Raw genomic sequence first — 19,513 nt, 5'->3', positions numbered from 1 at the left:
AATGAAAGAAAGTTTTCCTTCCATAAAAGTTGAATTTAAAAAAGGTGTATTCCTAACTATATATACTATTGGAAAGAATGCTCAAATTTTTGAAATTGAACCTCAAGAAGCCGAAGAATTTGGAGAAGCAACAATACAAATACTAGAATCTAAACGCTACGAATATGAGTTTTCAGATAAAGCATATCAATTAGTTCCTTCGAAGGAATTTATACCTTCAAATAGCGAAACTACAAGTAGAGGTATAATTGCTCCAGGTAATTATGTAGGCACATTAGAACTTAATATTATTAATAAAAGTGAAAATGAAACTCTAAAATATCATTTAGAAGTATTAGCTACCAAGTTCGATTCTGAAAATAACTTTGACAAAAGCTATAGAGAGAATTATCGCTCTATGGTTGAAGATATTACAGAGAAATGTACCGAGTTATTAATGCAATCTAACTCACCTGTTAACCAATATTTTGAGCCAGATTTTACAAAAGGCAATAAAATCATTTATCAAAAATTTAGTTTTGTGAAGTCAGTAATTGGCAATGATGAATTTGAAGCCTCAATAATGCGAATTTTTTCTGGTCCTAAAACAAATTGGATTAATAGAAATGAAAATGTGGATATTAGGAGTATTAAAAAATTTACTAATAAAAATGTAAAAGAACTTATAAAAGGAACTAATAGAATGCCTTTACCTAAGCAGCATAGTTTGTATAATGAAGATAAACTTACTAGTGTTCCTATAAAAATAAACAGCTATAAACAAGAACCTTCTCTCGATACTCCAGAAAACAGATTTATAAAACATGCTTTAGAAACCTATTTACAATTTTGTGAAAATTGTAGTAGTGCTTTCGAACCAGATTCTAAAGACCAAAAAGAGGCAGACTATTTAGCAAATACATTAGAAAATTACCTAAATCATTCTTTTTTTAAAGAAGTGTCTAGACCAACAACTTTAAAATTAAACTCGCCAACTTTACAAAGAAAAAGTGGCTATAGGCAGATATTAAAATCTTGGTTAATGTTTGACTTGGCATCTAAACTAACATGGACTGGAGCACAAGACGACGACTATATAGCTGGCAAAAGAGATATTGCTACTTTATATGAGTATTGGTTATTCTTTGTGTTGTATGATTTGTTTAAAAGCAAATTCAATCTATCGCATTTAGAACATGAAGGCAAACCTTATGAGCATTTATTTGAAACAACAAAATCTGGATTAAATTTAATTATAAAATCTGGAAGACACACTGCGTTGAGAGGAAGTAGCATAATTAAAAATAGAGCCTTAAATATTAAATTCTCCTTTAATAGAACTTTCTCAGGAAACAAAGATAGTTTTCCAAAAGCTGGTAGTTGGACTACAGCAATGCGACCAGATTATACTCTAACTATTTGGCCAAAAAAACTGACTGAAACTAAAGCTGAAATTGAAGAACAAATAGTTCATATTCATTTTGATGCCAAGTATAAAGTCAATCATTTTAATGTTAAAACAAATGATACCGACTTAGAATTGTCAAAAGAAGAGGAAGAAGAAGTATTAAATAAAATTAAAAAAGAAGAGCGCGCTGGGAAATATAAAAATGCAGATTTACTTAAAATGCATGCCTACAAAGATGCCATTAGACGAACTGGAGGAGCCTATATATTATATCCAGGAACTAAACAAACAAGATTCAAAGGATTTCATGAGCTCATTCCTGGTCTAGGTGCTTTTGCTATTAATCCGAATAATGAAAAAGAAAACATAGAGGATTTGTCTAATTTTATTGACAAAGTAATTAATCATCTTGTAAATAGAGCTTCTCAAAGAGAGAATATTGCATCAAAAACTTATGAAATCACAAAAGATGGAAAATCTAAACCTTTGAATGAACCACTTCCTGAATATGTAAATAATAAAAAATTAATTCCTGACGAAACCTATGTTTTAGTTGGTTACGCTAAAAGTGAATTAAGAAAAGAACGAATGGAATGGTTCCACAAAGAAGGTAAATATAACTTTAGAATGAATGATGAAGATGGAGCACTTCATTTTACAGAAAAAGAAGCTAAAGCAGAGTTTTTATTAATTAGAGAATCTAAAGATGGTATAGCAACTAATCTATACAAACTTAAAAAAGGAATAAAAGTTTACACTGGAAGCAAACTTGAAGCAGATTTACATCCTGACGCAAAGAAAGATGCCTATTTGGTTGTGGAATTTGAAAGTGATATAATATCTGAGTTTAAAGGGGCAAGGTTTGATTGTAATGATACAAAAGAGTACAAAGAGTTAGAAAAAAAATATAAAAATCCTAGAATAAGAGCAGGAATCCCTTTTACAACAACCTTAACTGAATTAATGAACGTTAAAATTCCATAAACATAATAAAATATCCTATTATATTAAAAACGCTTAACATCGTTTCTTATTAACTCCAGCACCCCCTATTTCATCCATAAAACACACTTAAAACCCCATCCTTTTATTTAACTAAAAAAATAAAAATGCTTGGGTTTATTATTCTACCTTCAAAATAAAAATGTCGATAGAAAAAAAAGTGCAATTAGTAGAAATGTTATTTTACGAATTGGAGCAAGAAGCTAGCAAGTTTAAAAAAGCATCTGGCTTGGCTTGTGTTTCCGGTTGCGGAAAATGTTGTACTTATCCAGATATAGAAGCTTCCCCCTTAGAGTTTTTACCTTGGGCCTTTCATTTATTCTTGCATGGAGAAGCAGAAAAAACACTACGTAAGCTTAAAGAAACTAAAAATCCAAGCTGTTTTATTTATAAGCCATTAACTCTTGCGGGTCAAGGACGTTGTAGCAATTATAAAACCGTGGTTTAATTTGCCGTTTGTTTGGTTTTGGAGCTAGTAAAGACAAGTACGGAGAACTGAGATTAGCCACTTGTAAAATAATTAAAGAAGGACAGGCTGCAAATTATAAATCTACCGTTGCAGCTATTTCTGAAGGAATGTATGTTCCTATATTTACCGATTACTATATGCAATTGAACCAAATAGATTACCAATTGGGCTCTAAGATATTGCCCGTAAATAAAGCACTTAAAATGGCTTTGGAGGAGGTATTGCAGTATTATTCGTATCGTCCAGACACTAATTTGGGGGTAGATTGTGGTTAATTAAAAAGTTACAGTTTGTAGTTTTATGATTTGTTGCCTTTTTGTTATTAGATTGGGACTGTAGTGGAGTGAATAATTTAGCCGATGGATTTTAAAGTAAGACGCATACTTTTGCGAAACACCCCTAAGAGCTGCGCTCGGTAATTTTAAAACAAAATCTTATTATCTTTAAAAAAACACCCCTAAGAGCTGCGCTCGGTAATTTCACAACACCCCTAAAGTCCCCTCGAGGGGACATCTCTAACTATGAGTCATTTAGGTTAGCATTGTAATGGATGATACTTTTCCTTAAGTTCAATTATTAGCAGGATTTTGAGGTTACTGTTGTCCCCTTGAGGGGACCTGAGGGGTTTATTGCTAAAGCTACTATTATGTAAAAAAACAGCCTCAATCATGTTGATTTGAGGCTGTTTTGATATGGTCTTATACTTAACGTTTTTTCTTCTTTCCTGTGTATTTAACCTTATTCTTTCTTCTGTTAAACGGAACAGCATCATCAAAAGTATGCTTTGCATCTCCTTTTGGTTTGTTTTTACGCCATCTTTCGGTTTTCTCTGGAAGTAAGACACTAAGTAAATCTTGACGACCTAATTTGTTTAGAGTCTTTTTTATCCACGCCTTGTTTTCATCTTTATACCAGAAGAAAAAACGATGTTGTTCTTCTTTTTCCTTTTGCGAAATTGGTGTTTTCACCTTTTTCAAAGTGTACGGATGATAGCCACTGTAATAAATTACCGTAGCCACCGTCATTGGTGTTGGCGTAAAACCTTGTACTTGCTCTAACTGAAAGCCCATGTCTTTGGTTTCGGCAGCAAGGTTGGCCATATCTTCCACTTCACAAGCTGGATGGTTGGAAATGAAATACGGAATTAGTTGTAGCTTTAAGTTCTTCTTGATATTAATCTTATCAAAACGCTCTTTAAACTTGTGGAAGTATTGAAACGATGGTTTACGCATCAGTTTTAATACCGGATCACTAGTATGCTCTGGCGCTACTTTTAGTCGGCCAGAAACGTGCTTAGTCATTACTTCCTCAGTATACGCATCTAATTCTTTAGGATCGGCATTCTTATTGAATTCTGGCACTAACATATCGTGACGAATTCCAGAGCCAATAAAGGATTTTTTTACTTTCGGGTGACTATCCACCGCCTGGTATAATTCGGTTAATGGCTTATGAGAAGTATCTAAATTACTACAAATTACTGGCGAAATACAACTAGGCGCCACACATTTGTCGCAGATAGATTGTACTTTCCCTTTCATTTTATACATGTTGGCAGAAGGTCCACCAATATCCGACAAATAGCCTTTAAAATCTGGCATATTTGCCACAAGATCTACTTCTTTTAAAATAGACTCCTGACTACGAGAGGCAATAAATTTTCCTTGGTGTGCCGAAATGGTACAGAAGCTACAACCACCAAAACATCCACGGTGAATGTTGATGGAGAACTTAATCATTTCGAAAGCAGGAATTGGCCCTCGCTTATTATATTTTGGATGTGGTAATCTTGTATATGGTAAATCGAAAGACGCATCAATCTCCTCTTCGGTCATGGTAGGATATGGCGGATTAATCATCAGCGTCTTCTCTCCTACTTTCTGGAAAATTCGTCTTGCTCTTAATTTATTCGATTCCTGCTCTATGACTTTAAAGTTGGAAGCAAATTTCTTTTTATCGACCAAACACACCTCATGCGGAACGATTTCTACATCTTCCCAATTACTGTTTTTAGGAATTTTGTCTTCCTTTCCTAAAAGTACTGCGGTTTGATTAATGGTCGTTAAGCTACTAAACGGAACCCCTCTTTGCATCAATCTTACTACCTCACGAAGTGGCTGTTCTCCCATTCCGTACACCAACATATCTGCTTTAGAAGTTTCTAAAATGGTTGGTTTTAGCTCATCACTCCAATAATCGTAATGGGTTACACGACGTAAAGAAGCTTCAATTCCACCAATTAACACTGGAACATCTGGCCATTTTTCTTTTAAAATATTTGAATATACAGAAGTTGCATAATCTGGACGAAAACCAATATCCCCATTTGGTGTATAGGCATCCTTATCCCTTTTTCTTTTGTTCGCATTATAATTGCTCACCATCGGGTCCATACAACCACCGGTCACCCCAAAAAACATTTTAGGACGCCCTAGTTTCACAAAATCCTGAAGATTATCATGAACATTAGGTTGCGGAACAATGGCCACACGCAAGCCAAAACTTTCTAGCAAACGCCCAATTACTGCCGCCCCAAAAGTTGGGTGGTCAATATAAGCATCGCCACTAAATAGGATGACATCTAGTTCTTCCCATCCGCGTATTTTTACCTCTTTGTTTGTGGTAGGTAACCAATCTGATAATTGTAACTCTCGCATAATAGTGCAAAAATACTTAAAAATTAATGGGTTATGATTTAAAAGCGAAAGGCTCTCTACAAATTAATGGCTTTTAAACTCTCAATTCGGTTTCTTGCTAGGAAGTCGTCTATAGTTTCAAAGTGCTCTATCACACGTTGATCTTTAAACTCGAACACCTTATTTGAAAGCCCTTGAAGGAAATCTCTATCGTGAGACACTAAGATTAAGGTGCCATCAAAATTCTTTAAGGCTTCTTTTAAAACGTCTTTTGATTTTAAATCGAGATGGTTGGTAGGCTCATCTAGAATCAATAGGTTGACTGGCTCTAACAGTAGTTTTACCATGGCTAATCTGGTTTTTTCACCACCTGATAATACCCCTACTTTCTTATCGATATCGTCACCTTTAAACATAAATGCCCCTAAGATGTTTTTGATTTGTGTTCTGATATCGCCTTTCGCTACGTCATCGACTGTTTGAAACACGGTTAAGTCCTCATCTAATAAAGCCGCTTGGTTTTGAGCAAAATATCCCACTTGGACATTATGACCTAAAGCGCAAGTACCTTCTACGTCGATTTCACCTAAGATCGCTTTAATCATAGTGGACTTTCCTTCACCATTTCGACCTACAAAACAAACTTTTTCGCCACGAGCGATGGACATGTTTGCATTTTTAAATACCACATGATCGTCGTAAGACTTCGATACATCTTTTACGGTGACTGGATAATCTCCCGAACGTTGCGTTGCTGGGAATCTTAATTTTAATGCTGAAGTATCGATATCATCTACCTCAATAATTTCTAACTTCTCCAGCATGCGCTCTCTTGAAGTCACCTGATTGGTTTTAGAGTAGGTGCCTTTAAAACGTTCTATAAAAGCTATATTGTCTGCGATAAATTTTTGTTGTTCTTGATACGCTTTAAGTTGATGCGCTCTCCTTTCTTCACGCAATTGTAAATAATGCGTGTAATTGGCTTTATAGTCGTAAATACGTCCCATAGTGACTTCGATAGTACGATTGGTAATATTATCTACGAACGCTCTATCGTGTGAAATTACAAGTACCGCTTTGGCTTTATTCACTAAGAAATCTTCTAACCAAATAACCGATTCAATATCTATATGGTTGGTAGGCTCATCTAATAAAATTAAATCTGGCTTTTGAAGTAAAATTTTAGCCAATTCAATTCGCATTCTATAACCTCCCGAAAACTCATTGGTTTGCCTTGTGAAATCTTCTTGTTTGAAGCCTAATCCTTTTAGTGCTTTTTCAACTTCGGCATCATAATTTACATCTTCTAAGGCATAGTACTTCTCCCCTAAATCTGAGACACGCTCAATAATTTTCATGTACTCGTCCGACTCGTAATCGGTTCGTGTTTCTAGCTGCTTATTTAACTCGTCCATTTCAGCCTTCATCTTAAACACATGAGAGAACGCTTTTGAAGCTTCGTCAAAAACGGTAGTATTATCTTCCGTTAATAAATGCTGAGGAAGGTAAGCAATCACGGTATCTTTAGGTGAACGCACATGGCCACGAGTGGCTTTTTGGACTCCAGCGATAATCTTCATCATGGTCGACTTCCCAGCCCCATTTTTTCCCATGAGTGCTATCTTATCGTTTTCATTAATCGTAAAAGACACCTCACTAAACAGGGTATGTCCACTAAACTCTACAGCTAAATTATCTACTGAAATCATTTTTTGAATTTTAAGACTGCAAAATTACTAAATGGACCGACATAAAAATGCTATGCTTAAAAATTAAAATTAGAAAAGAAAAGCGCTTGTTTATTCAGTTAAATCTTGGTGTATATAAGTCAACCAAACGCTAATCAAATCCCTACCTTGAGGTTTCATCTTAAATTATAAACTCCAGAACTATGATTATTACAAAAGTATTAGGATTGACCGGTGCTTTAACCGGAAGTAAGAAAGCCAAATTGGCCATTTTAGGTATTGAAATGGCGATTTTAGGTTATGCACTTTATAAGCAAAATCAAGAAAAGAAAGCGAAACGTTTAAATTCTTAGATTCTAAAAATAGTAAGTCGGCTACATATTTTTCATCATATTTTGATATTTTGAAGTAATATTGCAGTCTATTTAAGACGATGAGTATTATTTCTAAAGACATATCCAAAGCGATTGAACTTCTAAGTGCTGAAGACATTATTGCTATTCCGACAGAAACTGTTTACGGATTAGCAGGAAATATCTATAGCGAAAAAGCGATCACTTCTATTTTTGAAACTAAGAAGCGCCCGTTTTTTAATCCGCTTATTGTTCATATATCGTCTATAGATGAGCTATCTGATATTGCAGCTTATGTACCTAAAAAAGCACGATTACTCGCTGAAGCGTTTTGGCCAGGACCTATTACCTTAGTTCTTAAAAAGAAGGCTAGTATTCCCGATTTGATTACTGCCGGAAAAGATACGGTTGCGGTGAGAGTTCCAAATCATCCTACCACTTTAGAGTTATTAAGACGATTAGATTTTCCTTTAGCCGCACCAAGTGCTAATCCTTTTAGCAGTATTAGTCCGACGACAGCACAACATGTTGAGAGCTATTTTAAAGATCAGATTAAAATGGTCTTAGATGGTGGTGCCTGTACTAGTGGCATAGAATCTACTATTATAGGATTTGAAAATGACGAGCCTATTATTTATAGATTAGGATCGACCTCCTTAGAAGATATTGAAGCTGTTGTTGGCTCCATTACATTGATGACTAAAAATGATGTGGCTCCACAAGCCCCAGGAATGTTAGATCGTCATTATGCGCCTAAAACTAAAACGATCTTAACTGATAATGTTTCCGAGGAACTTAAAGGTTTTCCTGATAAGCGTGTTGGTGTTTTAGTTTTTACATCTGAAATAGAACACCCTTCCATTAACACACAAATTGTATTATCTCGAACAGGTGATATGAAAGAAGCAGCTTCACATTTATATGATGCGCTTCACCAATTAGATGTGCACGACTTAGATATTATTATTGCCGAACGATTCCCTGATCACGGTTTAGGTAAATCTATTAACGATAGATTGCAACGCGCCACGGCCTCTTAGTTGTTAAGACTAGTTTTCACCTTTTATTATTTCTTAGATTTATTGCATTGGCTTAGTCCCTATAATTCATTATCTTATACGGACAAACGATAGAGCCATGAAAAATATATTAGTCGCAATAGATTTAAAAGGTAATGATCAAGTCTTAATAGATAAAGCTACTTCTTTTGCCGAAAAGTTCAACTCTAAGGTTTGGATAATTCACATTGCGGCACCCGATCCCGATTTTGTAGGCTTCAGTGTTGGTCCACAATATATAAGAGACAGTCGAGCTTCAGAATTAAAACAAGAACATCGCCAGCTTGAACGTTTTTCCGAAGCTTTGGAAAAACAAGGAATTGCTTCTGAAGGTTTATTAGTTCAAGGTGCTACCATAGAAATGATATTAAAGGAAGCCGAAAAGTTGAAAATTGATTTAATTATTTCGGGTTATCAAGATCACGGCTTTTTTTACAAAGCCTTATATGGAAGTGTTTCCAATTCTTTAATTAAGGCCTCAAAAATTCCAGTTTTAATTGTTCCAATAGATTAATTATCTTATTAATACTTAAGGCTTTCCAATTTGATATTTTGTTGACGAAGCCTATAAAGTTGTACTATTTTTCTTCAATAATTGAAATAAAGTACAACATACTTGTTTTCAGCTAAAAAAAAGTTAGTCAAGGTTTGGTTATCCAATAGTTTATCGTAAATTTGCAAACTCTTTTTTCGAAGAGGAATGTTTAATCTATTGTGCTTAGCGGCACAGTTATAAATCAAATTAGTGTGGATACATTAAGCTACAAAACAGTTTCAGCAAACAAAGCTACCGTTAATAAGGAGTGGGTTTTAGTTGACGCTGAAGGACAAACTTTGGGTCGCTTAGCTTCAAGAGTAGCAATACTTTTAAGAGGTAAGCACAAACCTAATTTTACGCCACACGTTGATTGCGGTGATAACGTAATTGTTATTAATGCTGAAAAAATCAACTTAACTGGTAACAAATGGACGGAAAAAAGTTACATCCGTCACACAGGTTATCCAGGTGGACAAAAAAGTCTGACGGCTACTGAATTGTTTGAGAAAGACCCAAGCAGATTAGTAGAGAAGTCAGTAAAAGGAATGTTGCCTAAAAACAAATTAGGTGCAACTTTATTCCGTAATCTAACTGTTGTTTCTGGTACAGAGCACGCTCACGCAGCTCAAAAGCCAAAGACAATGAAATTAAACGAAATTAACTAATGGAAGTAATTCACAAAATTGGCCGTAGAAAGACGGCTGTTGCTCGTGTGTACGTTGCTGAAGGAAGCGGCAAGATCACAGTGAACAAAAAAGACATGGCGGATTATTTTACTACTGCAACATTGCAGTATAAAGTAAACCAACCTTTAGCCTTGACTAACAATGATGGCAACTTTGATATTACTGTTAACGTATATGGAGGTGGTATCACCGGCCAGGCAGAAGCAATACGTTTAGGCCTTTCTCGTGCAATGTGCGAGTTAGACCCAGAAAACAGACTAGTATTAAAGCCAGAAGGTCTATTAACTAGAGATCCACGTATGGTGGAGAGAAAGAAATTCGGTCAGAAGAAAGCCCGTAAGAAATTCCAATTCTCGAAACGTTAATATCCAAACAACACTTAATTCAGAATCTGTTTATTCAGGTTCTGAATTATTTTATTTTATTGAAACGATTCTAAATCACTTTTGGAATCCTTTAAAAAGATCTCGGAATCAATTCGAGACAATGAGTTTAGCATCTAAATGGTTAAGGCGAGCAATTGCAACCACTTAATCATTGCTAATTTAACAGAACGTAAACTATTACAACATGGAAAAAGTAGAAGTAAAAGAATTACTTGAAGCAGGTGTACACTTTGGTCACCTTACACGTAAGTGGAACCCAAACATGGCCCCTTACATTTATATGGAGCGTAACGGTATCCATATTATCAACCTTTACAAAACAGCAGCAAAAATCGAAGAAACTTCTGAAGCATTAGCTAAAATAGCAGCATCAGGAAAGAAGATTTTATTCGTTGCTACAAAAAAACAAGCTAAAGACATCGTTGCTGAAAAAGCTGGTGCTGTAAACCAACCTTATATTACTGAGCGTTGGCCAGGTGGAATGTTAACTAACTTTGTTACTATCAGAAAAGCGGTTAAGAAAATGGCTTCTATTGATAGAATGAAGAAAGATGGTACATTCAACTCTTTATCTAAAAAAGAACGTTTACAAGTAGATCGTTTACGTGCAAAATTAGAAAAGAACTTAGGTTCTATTTCTGATATGACGCGTTTACCAGGTGCTTTATTCGTAGTAGATATTATGCGTGAGCATATTGCAATTAGAGAAGCTCAAAAATTGAATATTCCAATTTTTGCTATGGTTGATACTAACTCTGATCCACGTGAAGTTGATTATGTTATCCCAGCAAATGACGATGCTTCTAAATCTATCGACAAAGTTTTATCTATCGTAACTTCTGCTATTGCTGATGGTTTAAACGAAAGAAAAGCTGAGAAGGCTGATAAAGAAGGTAAATCTCAAAAAGCAGAAGCTAAAGCTAAGCCAGCTAAAAAAGCTGAAAAAGCAGCATCTGAAGAAGAAGAATAAATCACATTTATATCATATTTAAAAGTCATTTAGTTCTTTTCATTATTGAAAATTAATTGAATGACTTTTTTTAAATTCAAAAAACTATGGAAAATACTGTAAAAATTACAGCTGCAGAAGTTAACAAGTTAAGACAAGCTACTGGAGCTGGTATGATGGATTGTAAAAAAGCACTAGTTGAGGCTGGTGGTGATTTTGACAAAGCCATTGAAGTATTACGTAAAAAAGGACAAAAAGTAGCAGAAAAGAGAGCTGACAGAGAATCTTCTGAAGGTGCTGCTATTGCAAAAATTAATGCAGATAACACTTCTGGTGTTGCTATCGTATTAGGTTGTGAAACTGATTTCGTTGGTAAAAACGAAAACTTCGTAGCCCTTGCTAACGATTTAGCTGATATCGCATTAAACCACGATACTAAAGAATCATTCTTAGCTGCTGATTTTGGTGGAATGACTGTTGCTGATAAATTAGTTGAGCAAACTGGTGTTATTGGTGAAAAATTAGACATCACTGCTTTTGAAAAATTAGAAGCACCTTATGTTGGACAATACGTTCACATTAACAAGATTGCTGCTTTAGTAGGATTATCTGCAAAAGTTGATAACGTTGAAACATTAGTTAAAGACGTAGCTATGCAAGTAGCTTCTATGGGAGCAACAACTTTATCTTACAAAGATTTTGATCCTGCATATATCGCTTCTGAAACTGAGGCTCGTATCGCAGTAATTGAAAAAGATAATATTGAGTTAGGTCGTTTAGGAAAAACTCCTAAAAACGTACCAAGCTACATCTCTATGGCACAATTAACTCCTGAAGTTTTAGCTAAAGCTGAAGAGGATGCTAAAGCTGAATTAAAAGCTGAAGGTAAGCCAGAGCAAATTTGGGACAGAATTTTACCAGGTAAAATGGAGCGTTTCATTTCTGATAACACGACTTTAGATCAAGAACAATGTTTATTAGATCAGAAGTTTATCAAAGACGAAAAGAAAACTGTTGCTGAATACGTGAAAACTTACGGTGACGTTGAAGTTGTTGGCTTTAAACGTGCTTCAGTAGGATAACAAATTCTAATACTTAAAAGGAATTCTCAATATATTAAGCCACTTCATTTTAAAAATGAAGTGGTTTTTTTGGTCCATTTTAAGAGGACTTAATGTTTTAATATTTTAATTGGCCAAACTGAATTATCGTCCTTTAATAAGATTTGATATAGACCATTGCTTAAAGATGAGAAGTCTAATTCTATTCGCTCTTTCAAAAAATCAGAAAACTTCATTACTAACTTTCCTAACATATCATATACTGCAATTTCATTAATTTCATTTTTAGAATCTATAGTCAAGGTATGCGATACTGGATTTGGAAAATACTGAATGTTGTTTTCAAGAAAAGGCTCTTGTACCGATAAAGCTGCATCACCAAATGAAAGTATAAAAGCATCGTACAGACCAATATTATCTAAGGTAAGTGCATCCTGACCAGTGTCAATAGTAATAGCTTCGGCATAAAAGCCACCAGTGACTAAAATATTCCCCTGATTTGAAATATGGATACCAGTTCCATTAATTAAGTTTTCTCCACCAATTGAAATAGCTCCTCCAAAACTATCATTTTGGTTATACTTAAGTACAAACATATCGAAAGCTTGTCCGACGCTTGTCATAATATGGCTTCCACCACTAAAGTTGAAATCCAACGCTTCATGATATTCTCCTAAAAAATAGATATCACCCTGTGCATTCTTGGCGCTTCCATATATTTGAGACCAACTAGAATTCGCAATTTGTTGTACAGAAATAAAGTTTCCATAGGTATCTAGTTTCCAAATAAATATATCAGCCAAATTATCATTATGGAGTTCAAAAACTTCATTAGGATCTGGGTTAAAATCTTGAGTAGCGTAAAAATAACCTCCGATATACACATTTTCATTTGTATCAACTTCAATAGCATTTCCTCGTGTGAGATGAAATCCATCGGTTTGTTTTGCCCAAACAAAATTACCTTCTGCTGTTAATTTTACAACAAATATTTTATCAAAAGTTCCGGGATTTGGTAAGATATACGTATCTGGACCTGGATCAAAATCAGCCTCACCTCTTTTGTAATACCCCGTCATATAAATAGCACCACTCTGTCCAACTGTTATAGATTCGGCATAATCTTCACCAGTACCTCCAAATTGTTTTACCCAAATAAAATCGCCATCTGGAGACAGTTTTAGTAAAAAGATATCAGCATTCTCTGTACTAAAAGAAGTAAGTTGGAATTCATTACTCGAATTATCAAAATCTACCGTACGCAAAAACCCACCAACAACTAATAAATTACCGTTAGGTTCTAAAATTAAATCTATGGCTTCATCTCGTCCATGAGATCCAAATTTCTGTCCCCAGATTAAATCGCCATTAGCATCTAGTTTTAAAACAAATGCATCAAAATTACCCGAACTCACTAAGTCTGTAGTGCCCGTTGTCGTTTCTAAAGTCATTGTGCCTCTAAAGAGACCAGCTACATAAATTTCTCCTAAATCATTTAAAATTATTTTTTGTATATAAACAGGATTCGTACAAGCCATTTGTTTCACCCAAATAAAATTGCCTGCTGCATCTAACTTTAATATAAAACCATCTCTGGTACCATAAGAATCTAATTGATTAACGTTTACACTTTGGTCAAAATCTACTAATCCACGAAAATAACCACCAGTATAAATATTACCAGCACTATCTGATGTAACTGTAGAACCATAATCATAGTCTGAGCCGCCATAGGCATGCGCAAAATTTACCGATTGGGCCACGATACCATTTGTTACTATTAAAAATAATAGAGTGAAGAATGTATTCATAATTATATCTTTAAATACTTTACTTAGGCATCGCAAAAAAGTTAAAACGTCATCATATTAATTTTTGGCATTTTTTTCACTTTTACAGATGCTAATAATTACGTAGTTTTGTTAAACTTTCAAAACAGCTATGAAATGAGCCGAAATCATATCTTATTTAAATATTTATGATTCAAGGCAAATTCCATTTGACCATAAAATAGGAATAGAAAATATCTAATGAAATACAAAAGAATATTACTCAAATTATCTGGAGAAGCCTTGATGGGAAACCGTCAGTATGGTATTGATCCTGAGCGTTTAGCTGAATATGCTGAAGACATCAAATCTATTACAGACAAAGGTGTACAAGTCGCTATAGTTATTGGTGGCGGAAACATTTTTAGAGGTGTTGCAGGTGCAAGCAATGGTATGGATCGTGTACAAGGCGATCATATGGGTATGCTTGCTACTGTAATTAATGGATTGGCTTTACAAAGCGCTCTTGAAGATGCTGGTATCCCAACGCGATTACAGTCGGCCATAAAAATAAACGAAGTCGCAGAACCTTTTATAAGACGTAAAGCGATGCGTCATTTAGAAAAAGGTCGTGTTGTTATTTTTGGTGGAGGTACAGGTAATCCGTATTTCACCACAGATTCAGCCGCTGTTTTAAGAGCGATTGAAATTGAAGCTGATGTGATTTTAAAAGGTACTCGTGTAGATGGTATTTATAATGCCGACCCAGAAAAAGATACCACAGCCACTAAATTTGATGATATCACATTTGACGATGTATTAAGAAAAGGGCTTAAAGTCATGGACACAACGGCCTTTACATTAAGTCAGGAAAACAAACTTCCTATCATCGTTTTTGACATGAATAAAAAAGGAAATTTATTAAAAGTAGTTTCAGGTGAGACTATTGGCACAAAAGTTAATCTATAAGTTTTGGCTTAAATTTTGATAACTCTCAATTAAAATTTTAACACAATGAACGAAGACATTCAATTTATTTATGATACGGCCAAGGAGGCTATGGAAGCTGCCGTTAAGCATTTAGAAAAGCAGTTTTTAAATATTAGAGCTGGAAAAGCAAGTCCTGCTATGTTAGGAAGTGTAATGGTAGATTACTACGGTTCTAAAACGCCACTTAGCCAAGTAGCAAACGTGAATACTCCAGATGGTAGAACTATTACTGTACAACCATGGGAAAAGAATATGCTTCAAGAAATTGAACGTGGCATTATGTTAGCGAATTTAGGTTTTAACCCTATGAACAACGGAGATGTTATTATTATTAACGTACCGCCTTTAACTGAGGAGCGTCGTAAAGATTTGGCAAAGCAAGCTAAAGCTGAAGCTGAAGATGCTAAAATTGGTATCAGAAATGCTCGTAAAGATGCCAACCATGATATAAAAGACTCTGATGTTTCTGAAGATTTACAAAAAACTGCAGAAAAAAACATTCAAGATCTTACAGATTCATATGTGAAGAAAATTGATGAAACTTTAGATGCTAAAGAAAAAGAGATTATGACTGTATAATTCTCAATAGTATAAGTACTCCTATCAATCTGTCGTGGTTTCGAGATGGATTGATAGTGTACTTTAATATTTGCTTCTACCTTAATACCATTCCTAATGTTAAAACATCTGTTTGTTGTTTTTCTTCTCATATTCGCAACAAACAGCTATGCGCAAGAACCGATTCAAAAAGAAAAGGATTCCGTAAAAGTTGCTCAAGACTCGATTAAAAAAGCAGCTTTCTTAACCAATATTGGCAATGGCTTTCTTCCATTTAAATATTTTAATGCCGATTTACGTTACCTTATAAAGTTTAACCAATACGAAGGATTTAGAACTGGATTAGGCGGCATTACAAACAACAATTTTTCAGAGCGTTACCGTATTGATGGTTATATCGTTTACGGATTTAAAGACAAAAAATTAAAGTATAAAATTGGCGGCGGATTTAGAATTAAAGAAAAGTCGAATACCTGGGTGAACTTAGCTTATGTAGATGATCTTCAAGAAACAGGAAGTTCTACATTTCTAACCGATAAGCGTTTCTTTACTTTTTTTGAACCGCGTTTATTAAATATCGATTTGTTTCACCGACATATCACGAAGTCGGTGGCTTTAGAGCATAAAATCTCTAATCATCTTTTGTCGGAAACAGAAGTGGCTTATGTAAAAGTAAATCCGACCTACAATTACACTTATATATTAGACGATACGAGCTATAAAACTTTCGATTTAAGTACTGCAAAAATTGCATTACAATGGAGTCCGTTTAGTACTTATGTATTGGAAAATGATAAAATTAGAGAGACGAAAGATGGTTATCCGAAGTTTACGCTTCAGTTGACTCAAGGGTTTAAATCCGTTTTTGGGTCTGATTTCCAGTTCTCAAAATTAGACTTTAGAACGATACAGCAATTCAAGCATTTTAATGGCTCTGTTACTAACTTAACTTTAGTGGCAGGAATTGCAGGAGGAGAAGCCCCTCTCACCCATTTATACCACGCTTACCCTAACAACATCAATAAAGAAACTATACTACAACGGTTTTCAGTAGCCGGTTTAAATAGTTTTGAAACCATGTACTTTAATGAGTTTTTCAGTGATAAGTTTTCCACTTTACAATTGAAACATTTCTTTAAGCCTTTCAACATTACACATCGATTTAAACCACAATTGGTATTAATATCTCGTCATGCCGTTGGTGATATGAACAGTAAAGACAGTCATCAAGGTATTGCTTTTAATACGTTAGATAAACTCTATTCAGAATCCGGTTTTGAGATTAATAAATTACTGTTGGGGTTTGGACTTAGTTTCGCGTACAGGTATGGGAGTTATCACTTGCCTAGTATTGGAGATAACTTTGCTTTTAAGTTTACTTTTAATCTTGCTCTTTAAAATAAAGTTAGGTATTATATAATACTGTTAATTACCTCACAAATCCTTAGGTTTTTTCTACCTTTGCCGCACATTTTCTCTCATCCATAGAGAGCAATTGTTATGATGATTACATCATTTTATTAATAATGAACTCAAATCATGTCTTAAGAGCGTGCTCTAAGGCAGTTACTAAGGTATGTTTAAATTATTGACTACAGGATTTTGGGAAGCTGTTGCGAGACTCATCCTACGTAATAAAATCTTTATACTAATTGCTATTGTTTTAGCTACCGTGTTTTTTAGCATGCAGTGGAAACATATGCAATTCACATTTACGGAAGCGAATCTCTTACCAGATGACCACGAGGTAAATCTTGTCTATAATGATTTCCTAGAGGTTTTCGGTGAAGAAGGTAATCTCATTGTTCTCGGTGTTAAAGACTCGACGCTTTTTACTGTAAAACAACTTAATGCTTGGAATGCACTTGCTGATTCTTTTAAGGGTTATGAGGAAGTGGAGTCGGTATTATCTATAAAAGACCTTCAAAAACTTGTTAAGAATACAGAAAAAGAGCAGTTTGAATTAGAGCCTTTTATCAAGGATTCAGTGTCAAGTATTGAGGAAATAGATCACCTGCAAGAGCAATTATTTAAGCAATACCCTTTTTACGATAATTTCTTATTTAATGCTGAAACAAAAACGATTAGAACGGCTATATATCTTAAGAAAGACATTGTAAATACCGCAGCTCGAAAGGACTTTATTATTGATGAACTCATTGTAAAGATTGAAGATTTTGAGGCCAAAACCGGTTTGGATGTTAGAGCTTCAGGTATGCCCTATATCCGAACCTTGAACGCGCAGAATATTGTAGATGAAATCCCAATCTTTATTGCGGCCGCTCTTTTTGTAACCTCCTTTATTTTCTTTCTGTTTTTTAGATCGTTCCGAGCTACATTTATTTCACTGATTGTTGTTTGTGTTGGTGTGATGTGGACTTTTGGTATATTAGGATTATTAGGTTATGAAATTACCGTACTTACGGCTTTAATTCCACCGTTAATCATTGTTATTGGGATTCCGAACTGTATTTTCCTTATCAATAAATATCAGCACGAAGTTAAATCTCATGGGAACAAAGTAAAATCTTTACAACGTGTGATTACCAAAGTAGGGAATGCTACGCTGATGACCAATGTGACCACCGCTTCAGGTTTTGCTACATTTATCCTAACCGAAAGTACTTTATTAAAGGAATTTGGTATCGTCGCCTCGTTAAGTATTCTGGCTATTTTCATGCTATGTTTACTTATCACTCCTATTATTTACACCTTTTTACCTTATCCGAAAGATCGCCATTTAGAGCATTTGAATAAACGTTGGATTGGTGGTTTTGTGAATTGGATTGAGCGTATGGTGAAATACAGAAAAATCACCATATATATCACGGCACTTATCTTAATCGTCTCAAGTATTATTGGAATTTATCAAATTAAAATTTCTGGAAGTCTTATTGAAGATATGCCTCAAAATACCGGCTTCTTCGAAGACATTCGCTTCTTTGAAGATGAGTTTAATGGTATTATGCCATTAGAGATTATGATTGATACCAAGCGTAAAAAAGGTGTTATGAAGTTAGCCACTTTAAAACGCATGGAAAAACTGGAAGACAAAATTATTGAAACTCCAGAATTCTCTAGACCAATCTCTGTGGTGAGCTTAGTGAAGTATAGTAAACAAGCTTATTATAACGGGAATCCTAAATATTATCAGTTACCAACTAGTCAGGAAAATAGTTTTATCCTTTCTTACGCTAAAAATTCTACATCGAATGTTGATATGCTCTCTAATTTCGTTGATAGTACTGGTCAGTATGCCCGTATCACGACCTTTATGAAGGATATTGGTACCGACAAGATGGAGCGCATTCAGGAAGATCTTCTAAATGAAATTGATAAAGTATTTCCTAAAGAACGCTATAACGTTACCATGACCGGAAAGGCTTTAGTCTTCCAAAAGGGAACTAAGTATTTGGTAAAAAATTTAGTGATTTCTCTAACTTTAGCGATTGTACTTATTGCCTTGTTTATGGCCTATTTGTTCCGTTCGTTCAAGATGATTATTGTGTCCTTAATTCCTAACTTATTACCACTATTAGTCACGGCTGGAATAATGGGGTTTGTTGGCGTGCCAATTAAACCTTCAACCATATTAGTTTTTAGTATTGCCTTCGGTATTTCGGTAGATGATACCATTCACTTTTTAGCAAAATACAGACAAGAACTACAAGCCAATCATTGGAAGATTAGAAAATCCGTTTATGGTGCTCTAAGAGAAACTGGGGTAAGTATGTTCTATACCTCTATAGTCTTGTTCTTTGGATTTTCGGTATTCACAATTTCTAGTTTTGGAGGCACCGTAGCGTTAGGCGCTTTAGTATCTATTACTTTACTCTTTGCCATGCTTTCTAACTTACTGTTATTACCTTCGCTATTATTATCTTTAGAACGAAATATTGCTAATAAGGAAGTATTAAAAAAGCCTTCAATAGATGTTATCCCTGCGGAGGATGAAGATTAATAAAACAAAAGATTAACTATTT

Annotated in this window: 17 protein-coding genes; 14 read left to right on the top strand and 3 right to left on the bottom strand. The window is 34.7% G+C overall.

Annotated features, from left to right (window positions below; genetic code table 11):
• Nucleotide 1 precedes the first annotated feature (1 nt).
• From DFQ11_RS05040 to DFQ11_RS15420, 3 genes are all read left to right on the top strand, one after another.
• Complete coding sequence (locus DFQ11_RS05040) at nucleotides 2-2,371, top strand: DUF2357 domain-containing protein (protein ID WP_110474734.1); 2,370 nt, start codon at nucleotides 2-4, stop codon at nucleotides 2,369-2,371.
• Nucleotides 2,372-2,531: 160 nt separating this feature from the next.
• Entirely contained in the window at nucleotides 2,532-2,837 is a 306-nt protein-coding gene (locus DFQ11_RS15425; RefSeq protein ID WP_308425332.1) for a hypothetical protein, read from the top strand.
• Between the two features lie 8 nt (nucleotides 2,838-2,845).
• The gene (locus tag DFQ11_RS15420; protein WP_308425331.1) at nucleotides 2,846-3,133 is read left to right on the top strand and encodes a hypothetical protein; all 288 of its coding nucleotides are present in this window, start codon (nucleotides 2,846-2,848) and stop codon (nucleotides 3,131-3,133) included.
• Between the two features lie 429 nt (nucleotides 3,134-3,562).
• Here the strand turns inward: DFQ11_RS15420 and DFQ11_RS05030 are convergent, their stop codons facing one another.
• Both DFQ11_RS05030 and DFQ11_RS05025 read right to left on the bottom strand, forming a co-directional pair.
• Nucleotides 3,563-5,515, bottom strand: a complete 1,953-nt coding sequence (locus tag DFQ11_RS05030; protein WP_110474733.1) for a YgiQ family radical SAM protein — start codon at nucleotides 5,513-5,515, stop codon at nucleotides 3,563-3,565.
• 56 nt (nucleotides 5,516-5,571) lie between these two features.
• Nucleotides 5,572-7,203 (bottom strand): ABC-F family ATP-binding cassette domain-containing protein, encoded by a 1,632-nt coding sequence (locus tag DFQ11_RS05025; RefSeq protein WP_110474732.1) that lies wholly within the window; start codon nucleotides 7,201-7,203, stop codon nucleotides 5,572-5,574.
• A 182-nt stretch (nucleotides 7,204-7,385) separates the two neighbouring features.
• On the opposite strand from DFQ11_RS05025, the gene DFQ11_RS15150 reads away from it, so the two are divergent.
• From DFQ11_RS15150 to tsf, 7 genes are all read left to right on the top strand, one after another.
• On the top strand, nucleotides 7,386-7,535 hold the full coding sequence (locus DFQ11_RS15150) for a hypothetical protein (RefSeq protein ID WP_158524982.1): 150 nt from the start codon (nucleotides 7,386-7,388) through the stop codon (nucleotides 7,533-7,535).
• An 80-nt stretch (nucleotides 7,536-7,615) separates the two neighbouring features.
• Nucleotides 7,616-8,575, top strand: coding sequence for an L-threonylcarbamoyladenylate synthase (locus tag DFQ11_RS05020; protein WP_110474731.1), 960 nt, complete (start codon nucleotides 7,616-7,618; stop codon nucleotides 8,573-8,575).
• Nucleotides 8,576-8,672: 97 nt separating this feature from the next.
• Entirely contained in the window at nucleotides 8,673-9,107 is a 435-nt protein-coding gene (locus DFQ11_RS05015) for a universal stress protein (RefSeq protein WP_110474730.1), read from the top strand.
• A gap of 233 nt (nucleotides 9,108-9,340) precedes the next feature.
• A complete protein-coding gene (gene rplM, locus DFQ11_RS05010) occupies nucleotides 9,341-9,796 on the top strand; it encodes a 50S ribosomal protein L13 (protein ID WP_110474831.1) in 456 nt (151 codons plus the stop codon).
• Nucleotides 9,796-10,182, top strand: coding sequence for a 30S ribosomal protein S9 (gene rpsI, locus DFQ11_RS05005; RefSeq protein WP_110474729.1), 387 nt, complete (start codon nucleotides 9,796-9,798; stop codon nucleotides 10,180-10,182). The genes rplM and rpsI overlap by 1 nt, the downstream gene beginning before the upstream one ends.
• A gap of 205 nt (nucleotides 10,183-10,387) precedes the next feature.
• Nucleotides 10,388-11,173 carry a 30S ribosomal protein S2 gene (gene rpsB, locus DFQ11_RS05000; RefSeq protein ID WP_110474728.1) on the top strand — a complete coding sequence of 262 codons (786 nt, stop codon included), beginning with the start codon at nucleotides 10,388-10,390 and terminating at the stop codon, nucleotides 11,171-11,173.
• 86 nt (nucleotides 11,174-11,259) lie between these two features.
• The gene (gene tsf, locus DFQ11_RS04995) at nucleotides 11,260-12,234 is read left to right on the top strand and encodes a translation elongation factor Ts (protein ID WP_110474727.1); all 975 of its coding nucleotides are present in this window, start codon (nucleotides 11,260-11,262) and stop codon (nucleotides 12,232-12,234) included.
• Nucleotides 12,235-12,323: 89 nt separating this feature from the next.
• Here the strand turns inward: tsf and DFQ11_RS04990 are convergent, their stop codons facing one another.
• A complete protein-coding gene (locus DFQ11_RS04990) occupies nucleotides 12,324-14,024 on the bottom strand; it encodes a T9SS type A sorting domain-containing protein (protein WP_110474726.1) in 1,701 nt (566 codons plus the stop codon).
• A gap of 219 nt (nucleotides 14,025-14,243) precedes the next feature.
• On the opposite strand from DFQ11_RS04990, the gene pyrH reads away from it, so the two are divergent.
• The 4 genes from pyrH (at nucleotide 14,244) to DFQ11_RS04970 (ending at nucleotide 19,491) form a co-directional block, all read left to right on the top strand.
• Nucleotides 14,244-14,951, top strand: a complete 708-nt coding sequence (pyrH, locus tag DFQ11_RS04985; protein WP_110474725.1) for a UMP kinase — start codon at nucleotides 14,244-14,246, stop codon at nucleotides 14,949-14,951.
• A 45-nt stretch (nucleotides 14,952-14,996) separates the two neighbouring features.
• Complete coding sequence (frr, locus tag DFQ11_RS04980; RefSeq protein WP_110474724.1) at nucleotides 14,997-15,551, top strand: ribosome recycling factor; 555 nt, start codon at nucleotides 14,997-14,999, stop codon at nucleotides 15,549-15,551.
• 96 nt (nucleotides 15,552-15,647) lie between these two features.
• Nucleotides 15,648-16,928 carry a DUF5686 family protein gene (locus DFQ11_RS04975; protein WP_110474723.1) on the top strand — a complete coding sequence of 427 codons (1,281 nt, stop codon included), beginning with the start codon at nucleotides 15,648-15,650 and terminating at the stop codon, nucleotides 16,926-16,928.
• Between the two features lie 178 nt (nucleotides 16,929-17,106).
• Nucleotides 17,107-19,491, top strand: a complete 2,385-nt coding sequence (locus DFQ11_RS04970; protein ID WP_110474722.1) for an efflux RND transporter permease subunit — start codon at nucleotides 17,107-17,109, stop codon at nucleotides 19,489-19,491.
• Nucleotides 19,492-19,513 lie beyond the last annotated feature (22 nt).

It is taken from the genome of Winogradskyella epiphytica (assembly GCF_003217215.1).
In the GTDB taxonomy this organism is placed as follows: domain Bacteria; phylum Bacteroidota; class Bacteroidia; order Flavobacteriales; family Flavobacteriaceae; genus Winogradskyella; species Winogradskyella epiphytica.
Note: the sequence above shows the minus strand (reverse complement) of the source record. Positions and strands in the feature narration are given on the sequence as shown.

Bases quoted from the DNA above. Each gene is read 5' to 3' on its own strand.
- DFQ11_RS05040 (WP_110474734.1), top strand. From the start codon at position 2: ATGAAAGAAAGTTTTCCTTCCATAAAAGTTGAATTTAAAAAAGGTGTA.
- DFQ11_RS15425 (WP_308425332.1), top strand. From the start codon at position 2,532: ATGTCGATAGAAAAAAAAGTGCAATTAGTAGAAATGTTATTTTACGAA.
- DFQ11_RS05030 (WP_110474733.1), bottom strand. From the start codon at position 5,515: ATGCGAGAGTTACAATTATCAGATTGGTTACCTACCACAAACAAAGAG.
- DFQ11_RS05025 (WP_110474732.1), bottom strand. From the start codon at position 7,203: ATGATTTCAGTAGATAATTTAGCTGTAGAGTTTAGTGGACATACCCTG.
- DFQ11_RS15150 (WP_158524982.1), top strand. From the start codon at position 7,386: ATGATTATTACAAAAGTATTAGGATTGACCGGTGCTTTAACCGGAAGT.
- DFQ11_RS05020 (WP_110474731.1), top strand. From the start codon at position 7,616: ATGAGTATTATTTCTAAAGACATATCCAAAGCGATTGAACTTCTAAGT.
- DFQ11_RS05015 (WP_110474730.1), top strand. From the start codon at position 8,673: ATGAAAAATATATTAGTCGCAATAGATTTAAAAGGTAATGATCAAGTC.
- rpsI (WP_110474729.1), top strand. From the start codon at position 9,796: ATGGAAGTAATTCACAAAATTGGCCGTAGAAAGACGGCTGTTGCTCGT.
- rpsB (WP_110474728.1), top strand. From the start codon at position 10,388: ATGGAAAAAGTAGAAGTAAAAGAATTACTTGAAGCAGGTGTACACTTT.
- tsf (WP_110474727.1), top strand. From the start codon at position 11,260: ATGGAAAATACTGTAAAAATTACAGCTGCAGAAGTTAACAAGTTAAGA.
- DFQ11_RS04990 (WP_110474726.1), bottom strand. From the start codon at position 14,024: ATGAATACATTCTTCACTCTATTATTTTTAATAGTAACAAATGGTATC.
- pyrH (WP_110474725.1), top strand. From the start codon at position 14,244: ATGAAATACAAAAGAATATTACTCAAATTATCTGGAGAAGCCTTGATG.
- frr (WP_110474724.1), top strand. From the start codon at position 14,997: ATGAACGAAGACATTCAATTTATTTATGATACGGCCAAGGAGGCTATG.
- DFQ11_RS04975 (WP_110474723.1), top strand. From the start codon at position 15,648: ATGTTAAAACATCTGTTTGTTGTTTTTCTTCTCATATTCGCAACAAAC.
- DFQ11_RS04970 (WP_110474722.1), top strand. From the start codon at position 17,107: ATGTTTAAATTATTGACTACAGGATTTTGGGAAGCTGTTGCGAGACTC.